Genomic DNA, 22131 nt, shown 5'->3' on the forward strand with positions numbered 1-22131 from the left:
GCGCCGGTGGTGAGCTATAGTCGAATAAACCGGTTTAGAGCCTTGTTTCTAAATCGACGTAACACCTGTGATCGGCAGGCGTAGGCGGCAGCGGTTTCATGGACTGCCGCACCGGGATCGGGGAGAGCGCGCTCATTGCCTGGCCCTTGTTTGATAACGGCAGGCAGGCCCGTTCCGAAGCATTAGTGCGGCCCTGCTTAAGGGCCTTGCGTAGCGAAATCAGCATGTTCACTGACCGCCGGATCGAGCGGCATCAACTGCCGTATTTTCTGAAAGTGTTCAACAGCGTCACCGACAAACCGATTGGTTTCCTGGGCAACGTCTCTGAAGACGGGCTGATGCTCATCAGTCAGTTACCGATGATGATCGGCGCCGATTTTGATCTGCGCCTGAAAATCCCCATGGCCGATGGCTGCCAGCAGATCATCGACCTCAAGGCCTGCTGCCTGTGGTGCCATGAAGATGCGACACCTCACCACTATGACGCCGGGTTCAGCCTGCAATGGGCACCGCCGGAGTTTGGGCAATTGGTGGAGGCGTTGAAGCAGTACTTCAGTTTTCAGCCGTTGCCGGCGTCTGCCTGAAACCTGCGCTGTACACCTATTTTGTGAACTCCACCGGTCAACTGTGGGAGACCGGCTTGCCGGCGAAGGCGTCAGATCTGACAACACATCCTTGACTGAGAGACGTTAAGTCGCGCTGATTGCGACCTCTTTCGCCAGCGAAACACCCCAATCGCCATGGGCATTTAGCGCCCCCTGTCGGCGAGGTCGAGGACGCCGTTAGTCCATGCCGCAAGCTGTAGTCAATGGACTACCTCTCTGTGCAGTTCCATGGCGATGAATACGCGCTCATACCCATACCACTCGTCGGGACTGTCAGTTTTCACAGGTGTGGCACTTGTGGATTTCCGCATAAATAAGATCTCGGATGCAGTCGCATATTCGCTCTCCAGCCTTCTGGCCCATCAGAGCGCACTTCCTGGCAGGCTGGAGGCAACGATGAGCAAGGATTTCACCAACCCACCTCTCAAGCAACTTTTCGAATTGGCGCCAGGCGTACCAGATGTGTCAGCCATGGAAAGCCTCGGACGCTTCATTGATGACGGCGGCTCGGTTTACAAGATGCTGAAGATGGGGCGTCAACGCGTGGTGGAGACGTTCGGGCTGCACAGCCAGGACGCACAAGTGTTGCTGGACAAAGCCATGGCCCTGGCGCTGCACACTGCGCGTGAGTTTCGTGAGCAGCGCCTGGTGAGGCCTGGGCCTCCCAATCCGCTGCATCGGACCGGCATCAGGGCGTGGGTGGAGGGGCCTACTTTCGAGGATTTGTTCGATCCAGACTGGGAAGGCGCAAGCCCTTCACAGAGCCCGGACTCGAGTATTTCCCCGGCGGCGTATTTTTTGCGCCTGGTAGTGTTGGCTCGGGATCTTGAAGCGCGATCCAAGGGTGCTCCGGGGCTGATTGCTTTCGAAACCCGGCGCCCCGATCTTGTCAAACTCATCATTGACACAACAAGCATGTTCCAGATCAAACCGACCGTGACCCTGGTCAGCGAAGTGCTGGAAAGCATCATCAAAACATTCCTCACGCCTGCAGCGCTGACCGACCGAGTGGTCGATGATCACTTGCTGGAAACACGTTTTCCATTCCGCTCCATGCCGTTCGAGTGGTATTTCGAACAATGGAAGCAGGTGTTGGAGGCGAACAAACTGTCGCTGGGGGAGGTCGTGCGGACCATCGATGAGTCAGCCCCCTACTTCAAGGAACCAGGTGCCCATGGTAACTTTTCGGATATTGCGCTTCATCAATCCTGCAACATCGGGCCTCAAGGGCAACGATTGCTGACCGAGAATTTTCTTTCATCCGACAGTCAATGGGCTGAGTTCTACAAAGACAACTTTGGATCGACGGAGGCGAACCTGAAGGACTCGGTGCATTTCTGTGCCAAGACCTCAATTGATGCAGAAGCGCTGACATCATTGTTGTCGATTGAAGGTTACGAACCGAAGCGTTCCAGCAATGTGGCGGGGCCGCAACCGGAGGAGCCAGAGGAGCCAGAGGAGCCAGAGGAGCCGAAGCTGTCCAACGTGTTTGGTTCGGCCTACATCAATGCTGGCACCACTCATCCGCTGGATCTGTCGGAGCCGGCGGCGGGCAAAACTCGCCAATTCACCAACGCCACCCACAACCGGTTTGAGCGGATGAACCGGATTCTTCGTCTCAGCCGCTGGCTGAAGTTGCCGGTGGACCAGTGCGATCGGCTAATCACGGCCGCGTTCAACGCAGAACTGCGGGGTGACATCCGTGACCCGGAGGCCCGCAAAGCCGCGCTGGCAACCAAACCTTCCCGGATCACCGCCAATACCCTGCGGGCCATCGGCCTGTTTCAAGAGTTTCGCCTGCGGTTCAAATGCTCAGTCGAGCAATTTGCGGCGTTGATTGATGAGATTTCCCCTTACAGCCGTGGGGAAGAACTTTCACAATTCGACCGCATCTTCAATGCACAGGCATTGTTCGATACACCATTGAGGGTGGACAACGGTTACTTCGCGATCGAAGCACAAACCCGCGCCGACAAGCGCACCGTCGACCAGATTTGCACCAGCCTGGGTATCAATCAGGAAACCTGGCGCTACCTCGCACGCTTCGTGGCCAAGAGCTACAACCTGAGGGACGAACTGCAACGCAGCCTGCCAATACTCTCCTCCTTGTATCGCCTGGTATTGCTGGCTTCCTTCCTGCGCATCAGCGCCATAGAACTGGCGGCATTGCTGGAGACCTTAAGCGAGAAAAACGGCAGCGAATTGCTGCAACGGGTGCTTGGCGAAGCCTTTTTGCTGGTCAGCGGCACTAGCGGCGTGGGCGATGTGTTGAGCGTGATGCAGGCGGCGCAGTCCTGTGTCCAGTGGGCGCAGGAAAACGACTTGAGTGTGCTTTGGCTGGTACAGAAAGTGGCGCCCGTGATTGCACCTCCTTTGGCCACTGAAGCAGAAGTCACGTTGCTGCAGGAAGTCCACAAGCGACTGCACCCGGTGCGATTTTCCGAGGACGCGCTTCGGGCCGCAGGTGTACCCCAGAGCAATAATTTCGACCAGACGGACTGGCTGAGACTGCTTTACAACGTCGTCGATTCTAATGGCCTGGTGTTGGGGAAAGAAGGCGATGAGGAGGACTACGAGCGGGTGGCTCGTGGAGAAATTCAATCGGCTGTCGAGTTGGCAGACCTGTCACCCGGTGATGTCGAAGGGGTTATCAACGTGATTCTGGCATTGCTGCTGCAGGCCAGGGATGCGCAGCGGGCGGTGGTGCAGGAAAGTTTGTCGGTGTATTTGAGCATTTCGCAAGACTTGGCACTGCCATTGCTCAGGTGGGTCGATACGAACGGTGTTTACCTGCTGCTGTTGGAGACTGCGCGGGCGCTGGATGCCGTCACGTCCGGTACGGAGAAGGTCAAGGTCGGTGATGATGTGCTCAGCTTGCTGGCACACCTGGTGCGGCGCGCTGAAGTCGTTCAACAACTGGGGTTGAGTTCTGCCATGCTGGTAGCCCTGACCCTGAGAGAGAACTGGGAATGGTTTGGTCTCAAGCATCCAAAAGAACTCACGCTCAGCACGTTGTATTACCTGACCCTGTTTCAGCGGGTGGTGGCGAATACCGGGCAGCCTGCCGAAAAACTCCTGCATTACCTGGAGTTGGTCAACGGGCTTCCGGAAAACCTGACACCTGAGGATGTACGTCTGATTCGTGATTCTGCGGCAAGCTTGCTGGCAGACGTGGTGCAGTGGGGCGTCAGGGAGGTGCTTGAATGCATTCTTTATCTGAAGCCGAATCCAAAGATCCCGGTGATTCGCGACATGACGTCCCTTGATACGCTACTCCGTATCCGTGCGCTGGCGGTGAGGACCGGGTTGGATGCCAAGGCCCTTATCGGGCTGGGTGCGCTCACGCCTGACAGCGACAAGTACGCCTGCCGAAGCGCAGCAGAACATGTGCTGGAAAAACTGTCCGAGTCGGCCATTCAGGGGCAGGCGCAGTTGATCGGTGAAGTGGGTCAGAGCGTGACCCACGAAATCAGGTGCATCAATGACACCCTGATCGCCAATGTGAATGGTCAATACGCCATGATCGAACTGACACTGCGTGATCTCACCAACCAGGTCGTGCCGAACGTCACGGTGAGCTGGAGCAGTGATCGTCCCGGGCTACTCGCCCGTACGTCGATCACCGACCATGAGGGGCGTGCGGTGGTTCGCTTCAAACCAGAGAAGTCGACGTGGATGGGGGGCGTGCAAGTCAAAGCCACTTATGGCCTGGCTCAAGTGGTGTACGCGCCGAAAATTCTCATTGATTGCGATGAGTTGACGCTGGGCTTCGAGATCAAATATATCGATCCCGTCGGCGAAGAGTTTTTGGCTGGCGGGCAGGCGTATTTCGCGGCGGCTGTTCTTCTTGTGGATAAATACGAAAACCCTGGGGTGGGTCGCACTGTGACATTTGCCGGTCGGGGGGTCGTGGCTGACCCTTGGTCGGTACGCACGGATGAAGAGGGTTATGCCCGCACCAGAATCACCAGTATCGAACCTATTGAGAAGGCAAGCGTAGTGGCCAGTTACAGCAACAAGGACCCGCTTGTCATCAATAGCATTACCTTTGTCGACCAGCCGTCTATAAAACTGTTGGAGGTGGTTTCGATGCCGGTTGCCGGGCAGCCGCTGGTGATTCATTGCCATGTGATTGGCCTTGGCAAACTTCCGTCGGTCGGTGAGGAGGTCGAGTTTTCTGGGACCGATACTGTCCCCGTTACAATTGTTACCAACGAAAACGGTATTGCTGAATTCACGGTAAGCACGCCGCAAGCAGGAAATCATTCCTTCACCGCCAAGGTGAAAATGGGTCAACAGCAACTCGACGTTTACGTGGCCAGCAGTGTGTTCATTCACGGTGAGTCCCTGGACTATAAATTCCCCGTGGCGGGTGCGCCCACCTCCTTGTGGGTCGAAACCCGGGAGGAAAAGCACAACCAGGCGAAAGTGGTTGCCAGATGCCCGATCTGGTGGACCGTGACCAAAAACACCGAGACGGTCCTGGAAGCGATTTCCTATCCGACGGACGCATTGGGGCGTTCGACTTTCCCTTACGAGTTTGAGGGGGCGGGTGAGTATGTGGTGACGGCAGAAAACCGAAGTACTCCGGAGGATAAACGCACCTTCAACATTACGGTCGTCCCGGCTATCGAGTGGGTGTACAAACTGACGGACCTCACGACGGCGACCGTCATCCGGCAAGTGACCGCCCGGGAGCGATTGGAGTTTATCCGGGGCCACAGCTATAAGCTCGAAATCGACATGCCGGAATCGGTCGACCTTTCAGACGCGCGGGCAATGCTGGCCTGGACCGGAGAGTTCTCCGCTGCTGGCCTGGGGATGGAGTTCAGTCCGCAAACCGGTGCCTATGTTCTGGTGGGCGACCTGAAGACCCTGAGTTGGGACATCGTCTGCAAGGATCTGCGCAACAGCACGTTTGACCTGACGTTCTCATGCAACCGGATCGACCAGCGCCTGGTGTTGCCAGGCCGTCTGGATGCACCGGCACCGGAGCTGTCGTATCCCGCCGATGGCTCGACAGAAGTGGAAGTCCAGCCGCTGCTTCACGGCAAGGGCAGTCCGTCGGCCCAGATCTACATCTTTGAAAATCGTGATGAGAAAGCCCTGCTGGCCCGGACCAGTGTGCGTGACGATGGCACATGGTCGGTGCGGTTGGCCGAAGTGCTGTCGCCAGGACCGCATGTGTTGACGGTCAAGCAGCGGCATATCGATACGACCGAGGCGTGGGCAAAAGACGCTCGCGTAACTGTGTCGGGCACCTTTGTCGATGTTCCAAAAGTCCTGAGACCCGCCACGGACAGCACGGTCAGGGCTGAGTCATGGATTGAGGGCTTGGGTTTGCCGGGCGTTCAAGTGCGTGTGGTGAAGGGTGGGTCCCCAAGGGTGATTTACGCCAGCGGGATGGTGGACAAAAACGGCCATTGGCGGGTCCAGTTCAAGCCGAACCTTGTGCCGGGTGAACATAGCTTGGCGGTTGGATTTTTTGTGGACAATGCAGAGCCGGCAAAGTGGACCGGCTACTCGTTGACAGTTGTTAAAAAATCTTAACAAGTTGGTTGCGACTCTGTTGTTGTAACGTTGATTGAAAGATGTTGATGCACTATCGAAACGCTGGAAACTGCAGTGCAGTTTCCAGTTTGTTTCGGGAACTTCATCATCCCGAACATTGCTCAGGGTCATGCAAAACTCCAGGAGAATAACAGTGGATAGTTCTATTATTGGCAATTTGGAAGAGCGTCGTTGCATGGCCCTCGCGGATTTCTATCTTGGGCAAGTTGCACCGAATCAAGAGGCAACCAAGAACCTTGATCTCACCTCTCTCGATGATTTGTATCACTACCTGCTGCTGGACAGTCAGGTAGGCCAGCAGCCCGAGACATCGCGCCTGGCTGAGGCGATTGCTTGTATGCAACAGTATATTGGCGCCATTTACGGCGGCCTGGAACCTGGGCATACCAAGGAATTTACCCGCGACGAGTTGGTTGCCTGGCATCAGCGCTATTGCAATATCAGCGACTGGGCGGGCTATCAGATGTTGAACGACTATCCGGAGAACTGGATAAATCCGACATTGCGCCTTACAAAATCAGAGTCATTCAAAGAACTTGAAAATAATCTCGGCCAAGCAAGCCTGAGCGATGCGGCCGTACAAATGGCTTTGTTTGAGCATTTGAAGAGTTTTGAAGAGATTTGCAACCTCGATATGTGTTCAGGGTACATCGACAGTATTGACGGTACAGGATCTGGAAAGGGCCAGAACTTCAAAAACGCGGACTATTACTTTATAGGTCGGCAAAGAGTTCAACCCTTTGGCTATTTCTGGCGTAAAGCCCATGTCGAGTTAAACACCGGCAGCACATTTCTCAACCCTGCGGCCTGGACCGAATGGAAACCCATTGGCATTCCCGCATCGGCGACAGTACTGGCAATGCGGCCGGTGTTTTTCGCCGGGCGTTTGATGATCGTTCAGGTCGAAGGGTTGAAAGGCCCGGACAGGGATGAAAAAGACAATGACGGCAACGACATCACTGTGCCGGGCACTTGGCAGGTTGAGGCCAAGCTGTCTTACCTGGCTGTGAACGGGATATGGTCGACGCCGTTGAGCCTGGGCAAAAAAGAATTTGCCAAGGCTTCCGAGGCGTCGTCGCGTCTGGTGGTGGTGACCTATACCGGGGTAAAAAAAGATGTCGACGATGTACTGGCGGTGTGCTTTACCACTACAGACTTGCCTGCGGGGTTAGCAACAGCGGAGGAAACGGATGAGCAGGAACTCGGATGGATTTTCGCTCAGCGTAATGCCTTGTTTGAGCCGCAATCCCCCGACATCGCAAGTCTGAAGGTATTGGCCAATGGGCGTTTTGCCAACCAGAATGGTTTACAACACAAACTTTTGCTTACCGAACGTGCGGTACTGAGTCAAAAACGTTTGCCTCCTTCAGTCGTGGCTGCTGTTGATCAAACTCGAGAAGGGAAGTTAAGTAAGTTTATTTCTTTGAATTTAAATTTTGCAAGTCGAAAAAGTGCGGTGGAAGGAGAGCTTCAGGCGGCCAATGTCTTGCAGGTTCAAGGTGTATATGATTTGGCTGGTTATGATTTTGAATTGCTGAAGTTGGATGTTATAGGTGTTATTTATTTGACGCCTGGACTTCGGTGGACTACATTTTATGAAATAAAAAAAGCCGGCCCTAAGTCAATTATTTTGCGCGTGCAGACGGAAAAGCCATTCGAGTTCTCGTTTTGTCTGGATGATGTGCATGGTAAGCCAGCTATAATAGAAACTTATTTGCCCAGTGACTTCGTATTAGTAAATAGTTGGAACGTATTATTTAAGGAAATTCATCTTACACCTAAGCAGATGGAAGCGCTTTGGCTAGTTAGACGTACAGAAATTGAGAAGGGGGCAGGGTTTAGTTTATTGATTCTTGAGAAATACTGGGAGCTAACACAGGAGGGAGATACTGAACATGAATTGTCTGTGTCGCGCTCCACTGAAAAAGTCGCAATGGCTCTCAAAATTCTGGACGGTAACACAGTGCTTCCAGGCCAATGGCAATCCCAAAGTACATTAGAAGGGTGGTTTGAAACCCCCTGGATTGAGTATCGCTGGACGGGTAACCCTGTTGGTAAAAAACTGAGCGTTGTATGGGGTGAAAATCCTGAAGGGCGTTATGGTCGAGACCGCTATGACATCGAGATCAAACAGGTACCCAACGCCAGCAACGTACCATTGCTCAGCAAACAGGCCTCAGGTGCGCAGTTTCTGGATACTCGGCCTCTGGGAGTCGATGGGGTCAAATGGATACGCCTCAACTCCACGTTCGGTCCGGAATTGGTGGCCAAGGCCGCTATCTCCATCGATGAAGTCTTGTCCCTGGCCACTCAGAACACCCTTGAGCCCGGGCCAGAGGGCGGCAAAACCGTTATCGATTTCAACAGTGCCCACGGGCAGTTTTACTGGGAGTTGTTCTTTCACCTGCCGTTCCTGGTTGCCCATCGCTTGTGCGAAGAGCGCAATTACCAGGAATCGCAGCGCTGGTACCAATACATATTCAACCCGCACACTCGAACCGCCCGTCCGGGCGAAAAGGATTCGAGTGAGCGCTTTTGGCTCTGCCGTCCGTTGCTGGAACCAGGAGATCCCAGCTACGAAGCCAATAGCCTGGTGGACCCCGACGCCATCGCGTTTTCGAACCGGATTCACTACCGCAAAGCCATTTTCATGGGGTACGTGTGCTGCATCATTGCCCACGCCGATTCGCTTTACCGACGGTTGACCCGCGACAGCCTGGTGGCGGCGAAACTCCAATACGTGCGCGCCTTGTCGCTGATGGGCCCGGCACCCACCGCAAAAGCCATGAGTCACTGGAAGCCTCAGTCGGCCGAAGACATTCTCAAAGCAAAAAACACGGTCGGTGCCTCGGCGCTGGAGACATTTGCACGATCACTGGACGTCGACGTCGCGAACCTGCCGGCGCGCGTCAATGGGACACCCGACTTCGAGATATTAGGGCTGGAAGTGTTTCGCCCCTTCACCAATGAGCAATTGCTCGACACCTGGAAATACATTGAAGAGTGCCTTTGGAACATGCGGCACAACCTGACCATCGATGGCAAACCAATGTCGCTGTTGTTGTATGCCCCTGCGACCAACCCGCTTGATTTACTGCATGCACAGGCCGGTGGCTCATCGGGAGCGTCGCGCAACGCGGGCGGCTGGCTGAACATTCCGCACTATCGTTTCCGCACGATGCTGTCCACGGCGCAAAACGCGGTGCAAACCCTTATCGGGTTCGGCCGTGAGGTGCTTCAGTTGATGGAACAGCGTGATCGAGGGCAGTTGGAAGAATTGCAACACAGCCATGTCATTGCACTGGGGGCGCATGCTGTCACCATTCAGGAGGAGACGATCAAGCAGTTAGAGGCTTCGAAGAACGGTCTAGAGAACAGCCGAAGCATGATTGAAGAGCGGGCTAAGCACTACAAAAGTCTCAACGGTAATGGGCTGCTGGGGCTGGAAATAGGTGGGGATGTCCTATCACTTGTAGGCAAGGTCCTGGGCGCTGTTGCCATGGCGCCACGTATTGCTGCGGCTGTGGCGGACTCGGGACCGAACATTCCGGGGCCTTTAGTTGTTGGTGGTAATTCGTGGGGCGCTACGCTGGACAAAGTCGGTCTGAATCTAACTACTGTGAGTGCTTTGGCTTATGCAGGGGGGGAAGCTCTCCAACGATCCGCTTTTTACGCGCGTCGAGGTCAGGAATGGACCTTCGCCGAAGCCCAGGCCAATAGCGAACTAAAGGTCGTCGAGGAAAATCTGAAGTCCCTGCATCACACACTCCTCGGAGCCGAAGAGAGCCTGGCTCAAACGAAAAAAGCCAACCAGCATGCCCAGGAAATCTACGCGTTCTACAAAACCCGGGCCACCAACGTCGAACTCTACCGCTGGTTATTGAGCCAGATGGCCACGTTGTACTTCCAGGCCTATGACGCCGTAGTGGGGTTATGCCTGAGCACGGAAGCCAGCTTCCAGTACGAAATGGGCGACTTTGACACGCGGGTAATTCGTCCCAACGTCTGGATGGACAATCGCCACGGTCTGAGCGCCGGGCAGTCGATGCTGCTTGACTTGCTGCGCATGGAACGCATGTTCCTGGAGCGCAACGAGCGTCGACTGGAGTTGACCAAGACGATTTCCCTGCGCCAGCTGTTCGAGCAAGGCAAGTACACACTTGTAAAAAGCTGGGACGACGTGATCAAGGATCTTAACGACGGAAAACTTGATTTCGAGTTCACCCAGCGGATGTTCGACAGCGATTACCCCGGTCATTACTGCCGACAGATCGCCACCGTCTCAGTGTCTTTGCCGGCGGTGCTGGGCCCGTATCAGGATGTTCGCGCAACCCTGACGCAAATCAGCAGCGCCACGGTACTGAAAGCCAACATCGACTCACTTGGTTATTTTTATGACCCCAAAGGAAACCAAATGCCGCCCCTCGATATTTTGCTCAACCCGCGCAGCCACCAGCAAGTGGGGGTCAGCCACGGAGTCGACGATCCCGGCATGCATCAGCTGACTTTCGGTGACGAACGCTATCTACCGTTTGAGGGGACCGGCTGTGTTTCGCAGTGGCGGCTCGCGTTTCCACGACCAAAATCAGTTGACCAGGCAAAGCTGATCAACAGTTTGACGGACATCATTGTGCACGTGCGTTATCTGGCGAAGGCCGGTGGCACGGCTTACACCGAGGCGGTGCTGGACAAGCTGGGCGATTGAGAGTGGCACGGCCCTGATGCCGGGGCGCTGGCAAATGGAATGAAAGGCAGTGGGCTGAATCGACAACCATGGATCAACTGAGGTGAAATCATGATGAGCGAAGACGAAATTCAGGGACGTAATCTGGTTAAAGATGGCAGATTCCCCGCAACGTGGAAAGGTTTCTGGACGCACGATGGCGTCGGGAACGTGGCGTTATTTGGGGACCCTGTTTTTGGTAACTACCTGACAATGAACCGGAAGGCTGGTGTTTCACAGACATTCAATACGGTGAACTTCACTGAAGAGCAACTGAAGGGGGCGAGCTATCGAGTTTCCTTTCAATATGAAAACTATGGGGACGGCGACAACGCCGGTGTGGAGATTGAAACCGGTTCCGGGAAAAATGATTTTATTGATTTGAGCGGCAAAAAAAACAGGCAGCCGCTAGCCGACTGGAATCTCTATCCCTCTTATGGGATCAGGGATGTGGTGGTAGCCGACGAAAATATTGCTCTGAAACTGAAGGGCTCTGATTTAGGTGGCTCATCGGGGTTGCGCATGACTGACATTAGAGTGGACCTGCATCTCGTGCCTCTTAAGTTGACAGGCCTCAAGGTCGACGACAGGCATTATGAAGTGCCAGCCTGAGTTTTCGTGTTGCTAAAACGTTGGTGATGGCAGGTAGATGAGGGGCAGGGCATGACAATCGGTTAACTCATCCCTGCTTTCTTCCAGCTCATGTAACGCGTCACCAACGCCGCCCCCAGTTCACCGGGCAGCGCATCCACCATCGGCACTCCATAAGCGTCCAACCGCTCATGGAGTTCGGCCCGCGCATTCAAGTAGTCCACAGTCCCGCAATACGTCAGCGCTTCGTGCAACGTTTGCACCGGTGACTGGCGCAGCGTGTCGAGCACGTCTTCCCTGAGGCTGGCGACCAACACTCGATGCTGCTTGCTCAGGCGATTGACGGCGGTGAGTAATTCTTCGTCGTCTTCGTCCCGCAGGTTGGTCACTACCACCACCAGAGACCGGCGTTTCTGTCGGGCCAGCAGTTGAGTAGCAGCGGCCTGATAGTCAGCGCTGCGTTGAGTGCTGTTCAGGTCGTAGACCGTGTTGAGCAATACGTTGAGCTGACCGGCACCTTTAACCGGTGCGAGATAACGCGGTTGATCGCTGGCAAAGGTACTCAGACCCACCGCATCACCCTGACGCAACGCCACGTAACTCAACAGCAAACACGCATTCAGCGCATGATCGAAATGCGCCAGTTCGCCATCATGACTGCGCATATGCCTTCCGCAATCGAGCATGAAGATAATCTGCTGATCGCGCTCGTCCTGATACTCCCGGGCAATCGGTGTGCGTTGCCGGGCGGTGGCTTTCCAGTCGATCTGGCGCAGGCTGTCGCCTTCGCGAAATTCCCGTAGCTGGTGAAACTCCAGGCCCAGGCCTCGTCGTTGCCGTTGGCGTACACCAAGCTGGCTGAGCCAGTTGTCCACCGCCAGCAGTTGGCCGCCGTAGAGGCGGGCGAAGTCGGGGTAGACGCGGGTGTGGTCGGTGACGCTCAGAAGCCGTTTGCCGGACCACAGGCCCAATGGGCTGGGCAGGTTGATTTCGCAGTGATCGAAGCTGAAGTGGCCACGTTTGAGCGGGCGCAGGCGATAGCCGACCTGGCTGTGCTGGCCGGGCTGAAGTTCGACTGACAGGGGGAGGTTTTCGAAGTTCAGGCCGTCGGGGACGTGGTCGAAAATCTGGACCGTCAGTGGTTGGGGAAAGTTGTGCTCAACGTCCAGTCGGACTTCGCTCCAGCGACCGAGGGCCAGGCTGCCGGGCATTTGTCGTGTTATCCGGGGCGAGTGCAGGCGTGTGAGGCGGGCAGCATCGAGTATTGCCAGGGCCAGTAGCGCCAGCAATAAACCCCATTGGATCGACAACAGGCTTGAGGGCAGCGCAATGTCCAGTGCGCGCAAGGTGCCCAGCACGATGCCGATGGCCAGCAGGATTGCGAGCCAGATCAGCAGCAGGCGCGAGGGTTTCACAGACGTGGCGCCGGCACTTGATCGAGCAGTTGCCGCAGCACGTGATCGACCTCCAGCCCTTCGATATCCAGCTCCGGTGCGATGCGTACGCGATGGCGCAACACCGCCAGCGCGCAGCCCTTGATGTCGTCCGGAATCACGAATTCGCCGCCGCGCAACAAGGCCCGCGCCCGAGCGCAGCGCACCAGCGCGATGGAGGCCCGAGGCCCGGCGCCGAGGGTCAGGCCGGGCCAGCTGCGGGTGGTGCGGGCCAGGCGTACGGCGTAGTCGAGGACTTGGTCGTCCAGGGGCAAATCACTGGCGATACGTTGCAAGGCCAGCACGTCCTTGGCTTGCAACACGGTGCGCAGTGGTTGCACATCGAGCATGTCGGCCCGGGTCGAACGGCTGACCTGACGCACCATGTTCAGCTCTTGCTCGGCGTCGGGGTAGTCCATGCGTACCTTGAGCATGAAACGGTCGAGCTCGGCTTCCGGCAGCGGATAAGTGCCTTCCTGTTCGATGGGGTTTTGCGTGGCGAGCACCATGAACGGTTGCGCGATGGGCAGGGCGCGGCCTTCGAGGGTGACTTGTCGTTCCTGCATGGCTTCGAGCAGCGCCGCCTGGGTTTTCGCCGGGGCGCGGTTGATTTCGTCGGCGAGCAACAGGTTGGTGAACAATGGCCCTTTGCGCAGTTTGAATTGCTCGGTTTGCAGGTCGTACACCGCGTGGCCGGTGACATCGCTGGGCATCAAGTCCGGGGTGAACTGAATGCGCGCGAATTCGCCACCGAAGCAGCGGGCGAGGGCGCGCACCAACAAGGTCTTGCCCAGCCCCGGCACGCCTTCGAGCAGCACATGACCGCCGGCAATCAACGCGGTGAGTACGTCATCGATCACCGTGTTCTGGCCGATCACGGCTTTTTGCAATTCAACTCTTATCGCTTGGGCCAGATAACTGGCGCGCTGGCGTTGCTGCTCGGCATGGCTAGGCGCGCCGGGCTCGATCTGTTCACTCATAAGGCGTTCCTCAAGGTTTGCAGGTGGGCGACCTGACGGCTGAATTCAACGCTGGACAGCCGTTGCTTCGGTCGCGGGCTCATGGCCTGGCTGATAGCGCGTGTGGGTTGGCCGGTCAGGCGTGCGAGCACCAGCCATTGTTCGGCGACGCCGAGTTGATCAAAACCGGGATGACGGCGCCGCACCCGGCGCAGGATGTCTTGCTGCAAGGCTTGCAGCAGACTGTCCTGACCGCTGCGGCGCAAGATGAAGTCGGCGCTGGCACGCAGGTGTTCCTGAAGTTGTCGACGGGCTCTCGGCGCCGGTTCAATCAATGGACCGTGGCGCACGCCGACATGCCAGAGGCCAAGGCCAATCAGGGCGATGAGCGCGACCAATGCCTGGGGGAAATAGCGCAGCAACAAGGTCAGCAGGCTGTCGTGATCCGTGTTGAACAGCAGCGTCACCTGGGTGTCCGCGGTCAGGTACCAGAGCAGCCAGGCATTGTCGTACTGGTCGATGGCGGGGGTTTTCCACAGGTCGGCGTCGGTGACCACGATGATCGAGCCGAGCCCTTGGTTGAGCTGCATCATGTGCGTGGCCTTGCCGCTGTTCGCCCAGGCTTGCGCGAGATTGTTCGGGTCCTCGAGATGGAACGCAGTATCGAAGGTGGCGTAGGCCGGGGCGTCTTCATCCTCAAGATACAGTTTGGTCAGGTTGGGGTAAGGATCCTCACCGGTAGCGGGTGGCGGGTCCTTGAGGTCTTTGCTCAGTGACTGGTGCACCTGCACCCGGTCGAGCAGCAGGTCATTGCTTTGGCCGAGTTTTTCATCCCACAGTGATTCGGCGATGAACAACAGGCGCCCACCGGCGCGGGTCCAGTTCATCACTTGGTCAATCTGCCGTGGCGTCATGTTTTGCCGGTCGCCGAGCAACAAAAGGCTGTGCTGGCGCGGGTCCAGCGTCGGCAGCACGTCGAGGCTGTTGGCATGGCCGACGGTAAGGCCCTGTTTGCGCAGGAAGTGTTCGGCGGCCAGATAAGGGTTGGCCTGGGCTTCGGGCGAAGGGCCGTGATCGATGTCTGCCTGATAGGGCGTTGCCTTGAAAAACAGATAAACACTCAGCGCAGCCAATAGCACCGCGATGAACACGCCGACCGCCAGCCAGAGACGCCGGTTCAATGCGCCGCTCCCGGGCCGAACAGCGCCCGCCAGCCATCACAGAGTTCCTGTTGCACCTGCGCGGGGGGCAGGCGATGCCCGTAGGCCATGTTCTGCCAGTGCCCCGTCAGTTTTTTGCTGAAAGTCAGCAGCGCGGGTTGCTGCAGGTGTTCAACGCGCTCGAGCACTTCACCTTCGGTGTCGGCCGGTTTCAGCGCCATGTTGTAGTCGTGCAGCAAGTGACTGAGCAGGGCGCGATAAAGCAATCCGAGAGCTTCACGCGGGTTGGTTTGCCAGAGGCTTTCCGCACTGGCGGCGATGTCGGCAGGCAGGGTTTCACGGTTGAGATCCAGGCCGAATGCTTGCTGTGGCAGCGGCCGTGCAACTTTGCGCGGCAACCTCGGTCGGCGACTGACGAACGCCTGCAACCAGTCGCGGTAACGCCAGATCAACAAACTGATGACCCCGATCACCGTACCCCACAGCAGCACTTCAATCAGGGTGGCCAATGCACCGAAACGCTGGTTATCCAGCAACTTGAGCAGCGCCTTCAGCCACTCGGGGGCCTTGCCATCGTCCGGGGTTTCGGCGGCCGGTTTGTCTTCGCCGCCAAAACGATAGCGGGTGACCGTTTCCTTGTTCTTGAATGGCGGCTGATCGAGGATCGCCTTGATGCTGTCCCGGGACGCCTGACTGGTCAGAGGCTGGTCCAGCAGACGCGGGCTGTCCGGTGAGATCGCGGGCTCGGCGGCCCACACGGTTTGCGCCGCTGGCATCAGCAGAAATGCCGCCAGCAGCAGGGCGACGGCGGTACTGCTCAGACGTTGACGCAGACGACGGAACACCAACTCGATATCCCAGGCCTCCAGCACCGTGCGCCGGTTCAGATAAAGGCTGAAGCCGCAGGCCACGTAAACCGGTTCCCACACCACGAGCACCAACACGTAAAACACGTTGGTCAGGTGTTCCAGCCAGCGCCAGTCTTGTGTGGCGGCGGACAGCAGCGTTTGCCAGCTCCAATCCAATTCAATCTGTGGCGGCAGGAACAGATAAAACAGCACCATCAGGCCGACCCACAGTGCACTTTCCAGATGTACGCCGATGATTGTCAGCCAGCGCGCTGCACCGCCGTCGCGTTGCAACAGCACCTGCAAACGCTGTTGCCGCGCTTGCCCACTCAGGCCTTCGAGTTGCACCACCGGCATCAGGAAACTGCGACTCAGACTCAAGCGTCGCCAGGTCAGACTGGCGAGCAGTTGTGGCTTGAGCAGTCGCGGCCATTGGCGCAGCGCCTGTTTCAAGGTGGGCGTTTCACCGAACATGGCTTTGGACAGGATGTACAGCGGCAGGCGTTCGAACGCCGGTTTCAGCCACCAGAAAATGAAGGCGGCGAGGGACGGTGAATCCCACAACAACAAGGTGAGCATGGCGAAAACCGGCAAGGTCACGATGGCCCAACTGGTCATCAACAGGCGTCGGTGCCGCTGGCTCAGCAAGACGCCGAGGTCCATGGCTTCCCAGGTTGTTCGAGGGCGGATCACCACGGTCGCGTCACTCAGGCGCATGACGAGTCCGTCCGGCAAACAGCAGATACATTGCTACCAAAAACCACAGCGTCGCGCCGACCAGATACTTGGTCATCGGCGCCGGCCCGGTCATGGATGACCAGTAGGCTTCGATGAATGCAGCGATCAAAAGAAACAGCATGACCCCGCAAATCAGTAATACGCTTTTGCGCGCCGCGACTCGCAAGGCTTCGGCGCGTGGCAGGCGCCCCGGTGCGATCAGTGCCCAACCCAGTTGCAGGCCGGCGGCACCCGCCAGGGCAATGGCGCTGAGTTCGAAAGCACCGTGGCCGATCACGAACGACCAGAAGGTTTGCCCGTAGCCGATCTGCGTCAGGTGCCCGGCCACCGCGCCGATCATCAAGCCATTGAAGAACAGGAAAAACGCGCTGCCCAGGCCAAACAGCAAACCGCTGGCGAACGTCTGAAAAGCGATGCCGATGTTGTGCATGATGTAGAAGCCGAACATCACCCAGTCTTCACTGGCCGCCCGTTCCGCCGAGCGACCCAGGTGTCCGGCGTTGGGGTCGTACATGCTTTGCATGTCGCTGACCTGTTGCGCCGGGATCAGGTTGTAGACCAGGTCCGGGAACAGATACACCAACAGTGCGAAGCCGATCAGGCTGCCGAAAAACATCAGGCTGGCGGCCAGCACGAAGTGCCACTGTTCGCGCACCAGCCGCGGAAAATCCGCGAGGATGAAGCCGAGCACATTGGCACCCAGGCGGCTGCGATGTCGATAAAGTTGTTGATGCCCGCGCAGGACCTGTTGCTGCAACGAGTCGATCAGGAAACTGCTGTATCCACGCTCCTGAGCCAGCGCCAGGTGCTGGCATAGCCGGCGATAGTCTTTCGCAAAACTGGTGACGCGTGAGGTGTCTTTGTTGCGCTCCAGCCTGTCGAGCATGAGGGAAAACTGCGCCCATTCAGCCTTGTGGCGATTCTCGAAAAGACTTTGCTTCATGCGGGACCCAACAAACCGCGGGCGATGCCGTTGAGTTCCGCCACCGCCCGTGGCGCTGCGACGTTCAACGGTTGGGCGAGGATAGAAGCGAGTTCATTGACCCGCGCTTCGGAGAGTTCACCCTGGCGTTCGGCAAACCCGAGGATGGCGCGTTGCTCGGTCAGCGTCATGGCGAAGGCCGGGCGTCGCGGTTCGGCGTCGGGCACTTGCGGTCGGGTGAGCGGCTGTTCGCGGTAGATGACCAGCGTGCCGGCGGCGAGGTCGCCGAGGCGTTTGAAGCTGGGGTGTTGCAGGCAACTGATGGCGCCGAGGAAATAGCCGAACGGCAACAGGTCGACAAATCGCAGCAGGTTGCGCAACAGCGAAGCGGACCAGCCGATCGGCGTGCCGTCATCCTGCACCACCCGCAGGCCCATCCATTGCTTGCCCGGCGAGCGTCCCTGATTGAGCACTTCGAACAACACCATGTACCACCAGCTCACTGCGAACAGCAGGATCGAGCCCAGCCCGGCGCCGAGTTTCCCCAGAAACGCGAGGACGATAAACAGCAGACCCAGAATCAGCCCGCGCAGCCCGAGGTCGATGGAGAACGCCAGCGCACGGACCATCAACCCGGCCGGGCGCAGTGGCAAGTCGATGCCTTCCGGCGTTTCAACCTGATACCGCGTATCCAGTGGCGGGGACAGCGTCGCTTTCCTTTGCAGTGCTGTGGTCTCGAGCATGGGCAACCTGGTGATGTGGCCTGATCGGGATTCTCTGTGTGTCCGATGCTAGCAGCCTCACGGGGGGAAACGACATAACTATGTATTGCACGGTGCGTGGTCAGAGGTGATTGAATGCAAGATTACTGGCCGGGGCGGGATGTGAACGCCTAGACTTCGCCGATCTTCAGTTCAGGAATAGCCCGTGACCTCGATCTTCTGGTACGACTATGAAACCACCGGCATCAACCCGCGTTGCGACCGTCCGCTGCAAGTGGCGGGGCTGCGCACTGACTTTGATCTCAATGTCATAGACGAGCCGGTCAATCTTTATTGCCAGCCCAGTGAAGACATCCTGCCGCATCCAGCGGCCTGCGCGATCACTGGCATCACGCCGGGCCAACTGACCGAACACGGTTTGAGCGAAGCCGATTTCATGACTCGGGTACACGCGCAACTGGCGGCACCGGGCACTTGTGGCGCGGGTTACAACACCTTGCGTTTCGACGACGAGATGACTCGTTACAGCCTGTACCGAAATTTCTTCGACCCCTATGCCCGCGAGTGGCAGGGCGGTAACAGTCGCTGGGACCTGATCGATGTGGTGCGTGCGGCGTATGCCTTGCGGCCTGATGGCCTGGTTTGGCCGACGGACGACGAAGGACGGGTGACGCTCAAACTCGAACGCCTGACCGCCGCCAACGGCATCGATCACGGCAATGCTCACGAAGCGCTGTCGGACGTTCGCGCGACCATCGCACTGGCACGGCTGATCCGGGAAAAACAGCCGAAGCTCTACGACTGGCTGTTTCAGTTGCGCAGCAAACAAAAGGTGATGGATCAGATTCGGCTGTTGCAGCCGATGGTGCATATTTCCGGGCGTTTTTCGGCGGCACGCAGTTATGTCGGCGTGGTGTTGCCGCTGGCCTGGCATCCGCGCAACAAGAACGCGTTGATTGTTTGTGACCTGCACCTGGATCCCCAAGGATTGCTCGACCTGGATGCCGAGACCTTGCGCCAGCGTTTGTATACCCGTCGTGATGAACTGGCCGAAGGCGAACTGCCGGTGCCGCTCAAACTCATCCACATCAACAAATGCCCGGTGGTGGCGCCGTTGCCGGTGCTTCGTCCCGATGATCAGCAACGACTGGGGCTGGATATGGCGCTTTATCAGGAGCGCACGCTGCGGCTAAGTGCCGCACAAACAATTTGGCGAGATAAAGTTCAGGCCATTTATGCCCGAGAGGATTTCGCTCAGAGCCAAGACCCTGAACAACAGTTATACGATGGTTTTATCGGTGATCGGGACCGGCGTCTTTGTGAGCAAGTCCGGGCGGCTGACCCGGCGCAATTAGCGCAAGAGCAATGGCCTTTCGATGATGAACGTTTGCCTGAATTATTGTTTCGATATCGCGCACGTAACTTTCCCGAAACGTTGAGTTTCGAAGAGCAAGAACGCTGGCGAGTATTCTGTCAGCAACGTTTGTCAGCGCCCGAGTGCGGGGCGCCCAATACCCTGGAAGCATTTGTAGAAGCCGCAGCCCAATTGAACATTACTGCGACGCCATTCCAGCAAGAGGTGCTCAATGAGTGGAACAATTATGTCCAGGTATTGCGCAAACGTTTGAATCTTTGAAAATGAAAATGCACGGGCCTGAATCTCGGGCATAAAAAAACGCCAGCGATTGCTGGCGTTCTTTTTTGTCGCGGATGGGTCTGCGACAAGCTTTGCGGCTTAGCCCAGCAGGGTAGCCCAGCCTTCAACCACGTCGCCGCCCCACTTGGCTTTCCACTCTTTCAGAGTTTTGTGGTTGCCACCTTTGGTTTCGATGACTTCGCCGTTGTGCGGGTTTTTGTATTGTTTAACTTTGCGAGCACGCTTGGTGCCAGTAGTTTTTACTGCGCCACCGCGTGGTGCTTTGGTTTTGGATTCTGGATCCAACAGCGCAATGATGTCACGCAGGGACTTGGAGTATTCGCCCATCAGGGTGCGCAGTTTGCCTTCGAATTCCAGCTCGGTTTGCAGTTTGTCGTCTTGGGACAGGTTCTTCAAACGGGCTTGCAGCTCTTTGATAGCTTCTTCGGTGGCACGATATTCGTTGATCAAGGACATGGGGACTACCTTATGTTGTGCGCTGGATGGCAGGGGACAGTGCGGCAATAATAGTCAGGGTGTTTCATCAAGTAAACATTTAACCGGGGTTTATTTAAATTAGTTGCGATGAATAGGGCGCAAATTGGATGTACAGTTAAATAGTGTGACGCAGGTATCACAGATATTCACAATTGAATGCTTGAAGAATGCTGACAGGATCACCATCGCGCAGGTAACCGACAGCCCTCAACGCTTGTGCCAGTGGCCTTCGTGCAACGCGAGGTGTCATCTATACTGCAGTTTTTTTGCGCAATCGCTAGAATGGCGGCCTTTGCGAAGTTCTGGAGTTTCCCCCTCATGCGCACTTTTCGGCTGGTGATTGCTTGCCCGGACCGCGTCGGCATCGTTGCTAAAGTCAGTAACTTTCTGGCGTCACATAACGGCTGGATCACTGAAGCGAGCCACCACTCGGACAATCTCAGTGGCTGGTTTTTCATGCGTCACGAAATTCGTGCCGACTCGCTGCCTTTCGGTATCGAGGCTTTCCGCGAGGCGTTCGCGCCGATTGCCGAAGAGTTCTCGATGAACTGGCGCATTACCGATACCGCGCAGAAGAAGCGCGTGGTGTTGATGGCAAGCCGTGAATCTCATTGCCTGGCCGACTTGCTGCACCGCTGGCACAGCGATGAACTGGATTGCGAAATCTCCTGTGTGATTTCCAACCATGATGATTTGCGCAGCATGGTTGAGTGGCACGGCATTCCTTACTACCACGTACCGGTCAATCCGCAGGATAAAGAGCCGGCGTTTGCCGAAGTCTCGCGTCTGGTCAAACAGCACGATGCCGAAGTGGTGGTACTTGCCCGCTACATGCAAATCCTGCCGCCCGAGTTGTGCAGCGAGTATGCGCACAAGGTCATCAACATTCACCACAGCTTCCTGCCGTCGTTCGTCGGCGCGAAGCCGTATCACCAGGCTTCCATGCGTGGGGTGAAGTTGATCGGTGCGACGTGCCACTACGTGACCGAAGAGCTGGACGCGGGCCCGATCATCGAGCAAGACGTTGTGCGCGTCAGCCACAGTGACAGCATCGAAGACATGGTGCGTTTCGGTCGCGATGTCGAGAAAATGGTGTTGGCTCGCGGTCTGCGTTATCACTTGGAAGATCGGGTGCTGGTGCACGGTAATAAGACTGTAGTGTTCTGACCGCCACACGACGCGGTTGAAATTCGAAGGGCCTGGGCGTTCAATCGTTCCAGGCCCTTCGCCGTTTCTGCACTGAGGACATGACCATGGCTGATCCACTGGACAAAGCTACTTCCAAGGCTCCCGCGACATTGGGGGAGGGGTGTTTGAGCCGTTATGATCCGGATGATATGAGTGCCGAAGACGGCACGGAATTTCCCGGTGCGGCGGAGTTGTGGGAGCAGTTGAATCCTGAGCCTGACCTTGTAGGCGCTGGTTTGCCGGCGAAGCGGTCTTGAGGTCTTGCGTTTGCTCGTTTTGATTGTGTACATATCCGTTTCTTTGGTAGCGGCGGCTATTGGTTTCGCCCTTACGGCGAGTCACTTGGAGAAGCGCCAAGTAACCAAGCGCTCTTGCCCCTTTCGTTCGGTGCCTCGCCTAGGCTCGGCATACCCTCGCTCCGGTCCTGCTCCGTGGGCCCGCCGCCATCGGCCATCCATGGCCGGGGGCGGCTAACCCGGCATCCATGCCGGGTTGCCCACTGCGCAGAACCTGCGCTCGGCCTCTCGAGGGGGCGTG

The 22131-nt window shown here is 57.1% G+C and carries 14 protein-coding genes; 7 read left to right on the plus strand and 7 right to left on the minus strand.

Features of this window, described 5'->3' with window-relative positions:
• Nucleotides 1-224 precede the first annotated feature (224 nt).
• From KGB27_RS19200 to KGB27_RS19215, 4 genes are all read left to right on the plus strand, one after another.
• On the plus strand, nt 225-584 hold the full coding sequence (locus KGB27_RS19200; protein ID WP_223437210.1) for a PilZ domain-containing protein: 360 nt from the start codon (nt 225-227) through the stop codon (nt 582-584).
• A 417-nt stretch (nt 585-1001) separates the two neighbouring features.
• Nucleotides 1002-6155 (plus strand): Tc toxin subunit A, encoded by a 5154-nt coding sequence (locus KGB27_RS19205; protein ID WP_223555792.1) that lies wholly within the window; start codon nt 1002-1004, stop codon nt 6153-6155.
• Between the two features lie 154 nt (nt 6156-6309).
• On the plus strand, nt 6310-10881 hold the full coding sequence (locus tag KGB27_RS19210) for a neuraminidase-like domain-containing protein (RefSeq protein WP_223555796.1): 4572 nt from the start codon (nt 6310-6312) through the stop codon (nt 10879-10881).
• Nucleotides 10882-10974: 93 nt separating this feature from the next.
• A complete protein-coding gene (locus KGB27_RS19215; RefSeq protein WP_223555799.1) occupies nt 10975-11511 on the plus strand; it encodes a hypothetical protein in 537 nt (178 codons plus the stop codon).
• A gap of 62 nt (nt 11512-11573) precedes the next feature.
• On the opposite strand, the gene KGB27_RS19220 is transcribed toward KGB27_RS19215, so the two are convergent.
• The 6 genes from KGB27_RS19220 to KGB27_RS19245 are packed head-to-tail and all read right to left on the minus strand — an operon-like array spanning nt 11574 to nt 18293.
• Complete coding sequence (locus KGB27_RS19220) at nt 11574-12905, minus strand: DUF58 domain-containing protein (protein WP_223555802.1); 1332 nt, start codon at nt 12903-12905, stop codon at nt 11574-11576.
• Nucleotides 12902-13903, minus strand: a complete 1002-nt coding sequence (locus KGB27_RS19225; protein ID WP_008041951.1) for an AAA family ATPase — start codon at nt 13901-13903, stop codon at nt 12902-12904. The genes KGB27_RS19220 and KGB27_RS19225 overlap by 4 nt, the downstream gene beginning before the upstream one ends.
• Nucleotides 13900-15063: a DUF4350 domain-containing protein gene (locus KGB27_RS19230; protein WP_223555804.1), complete on the minus strand. Its 1164-nt coding sequence runs from the start codon at nt 15061-15063 to the stop codon at nt 13900-13902. Before KGB27_RS19230 ends, KGB27_RS19225 begins: the two co-directional genes overlap by 4 nt.
• Nucleotides 15060-16607: a DUF4129 domain-containing protein gene (locus tag KGB27_RS19235; RefSeq protein ID WP_223555806.1), complete on the minus strand. Its 1548-nt coding sequence runs from the start codon at nt 16605-16607 to the stop codon at nt 15060-15062. The genes KGB27_RS19230 and KGB27_RS19235 overlap by 4 nt, the downstream gene beginning before the upstream one ends.
• Entirely contained in the window at nt 16594-17571 is a 978-nt protein-coding gene (locus tag KGB27_RS19240; protein WP_223555808.1) for a stage II sporulation protein M, read from the minus strand. The genes KGB27_RS19235 and KGB27_RS19240 overlap by 14 nt, the downstream gene beginning before the upstream one ends.
• Complete coding sequence (locus KGB27_RS19245) at nt 17568-18293, minus strand: RDD family protein (RefSeq protein ID WP_223480238.1); 726 nt, start codon at nt 18291-18293, stop codon at nt 17568-17570. Before KGB27_RS19245 ends, KGB27_RS19240 begins: the two co-directional genes overlap by 4 nt.
• A 184-nt stretch (nt 18294-18477) precedes the next feature.
• Here KGB27_RS19245 and sbcB point away from each other — a divergent pair, with 184 nt between their 5' ends.
• Nucleotides 18478-19908, plus strand: coding sequence for an exodeoxyribonuclease I (gene sbcB, locus KGB27_RS19250; RefSeq protein WP_223555810.1), 1431 nt, complete (start codon nt 18478-18480; stop codon nt 19906-19908).
• Nucleotides 19909-20007: 99 nt separating this feature from the next.
• On the opposite strand, the gene mvaT is transcribed toward sbcB, so the two are convergent.
• Nucleotides 20008-20385, minus strand: a complete 378-nt coding sequence (mvaT, locus tag KGB27_RS19255; protein WP_007933316.1) for a histone-like nucleoid-structuring protein MvaT — start codon at nt 20383-20385, stop codon at nt 20008-20010.
• A 339-nt stretch (nt 20386-20724) separates the two neighbouring features.
• Between mvaT and purU the strand changes: the two genes are divergently transcribed.
• Together purU and KGB27_RS19265 are read left to right on the plus strand one after the other, a co-directional pair.
• Nucleotides 20725-21573, plus strand: a complete 849-nt coding sequence (purU, locus tag KGB27_RS19260; RefSeq protein WP_008031689.1) for a formyltetrahydrofolate deformylase — start codon at nt 20725-20727, stop codon at nt 21571-21573.
• 86 nt (nt 21574-21659) lie between these two features.
• Nucleotides 21660-21851, plus strand: coding sequence for a hypothetical protein (locus tag KGB27_RS19265; RefSeq protein WP_008041931.1), 192 nt, complete (start codon nt 21660-21662; stop codon nt 21849-21851).
• The last annotated feature ends 280 nt before the right edge of the window (nt 21852-22131 follow it).

Origin of the sequence: Pseudomonas sp. BF-R-01 (genome assembly GCF_019946615.1) — a bacterium.
Lineage (GTDB): Bacteria > Pseudomonadota > Gammaproteobacteria > Pseudomonadales > Pseudomonadaceae > Aquipseudomonas > Aquipseudomonas migulae.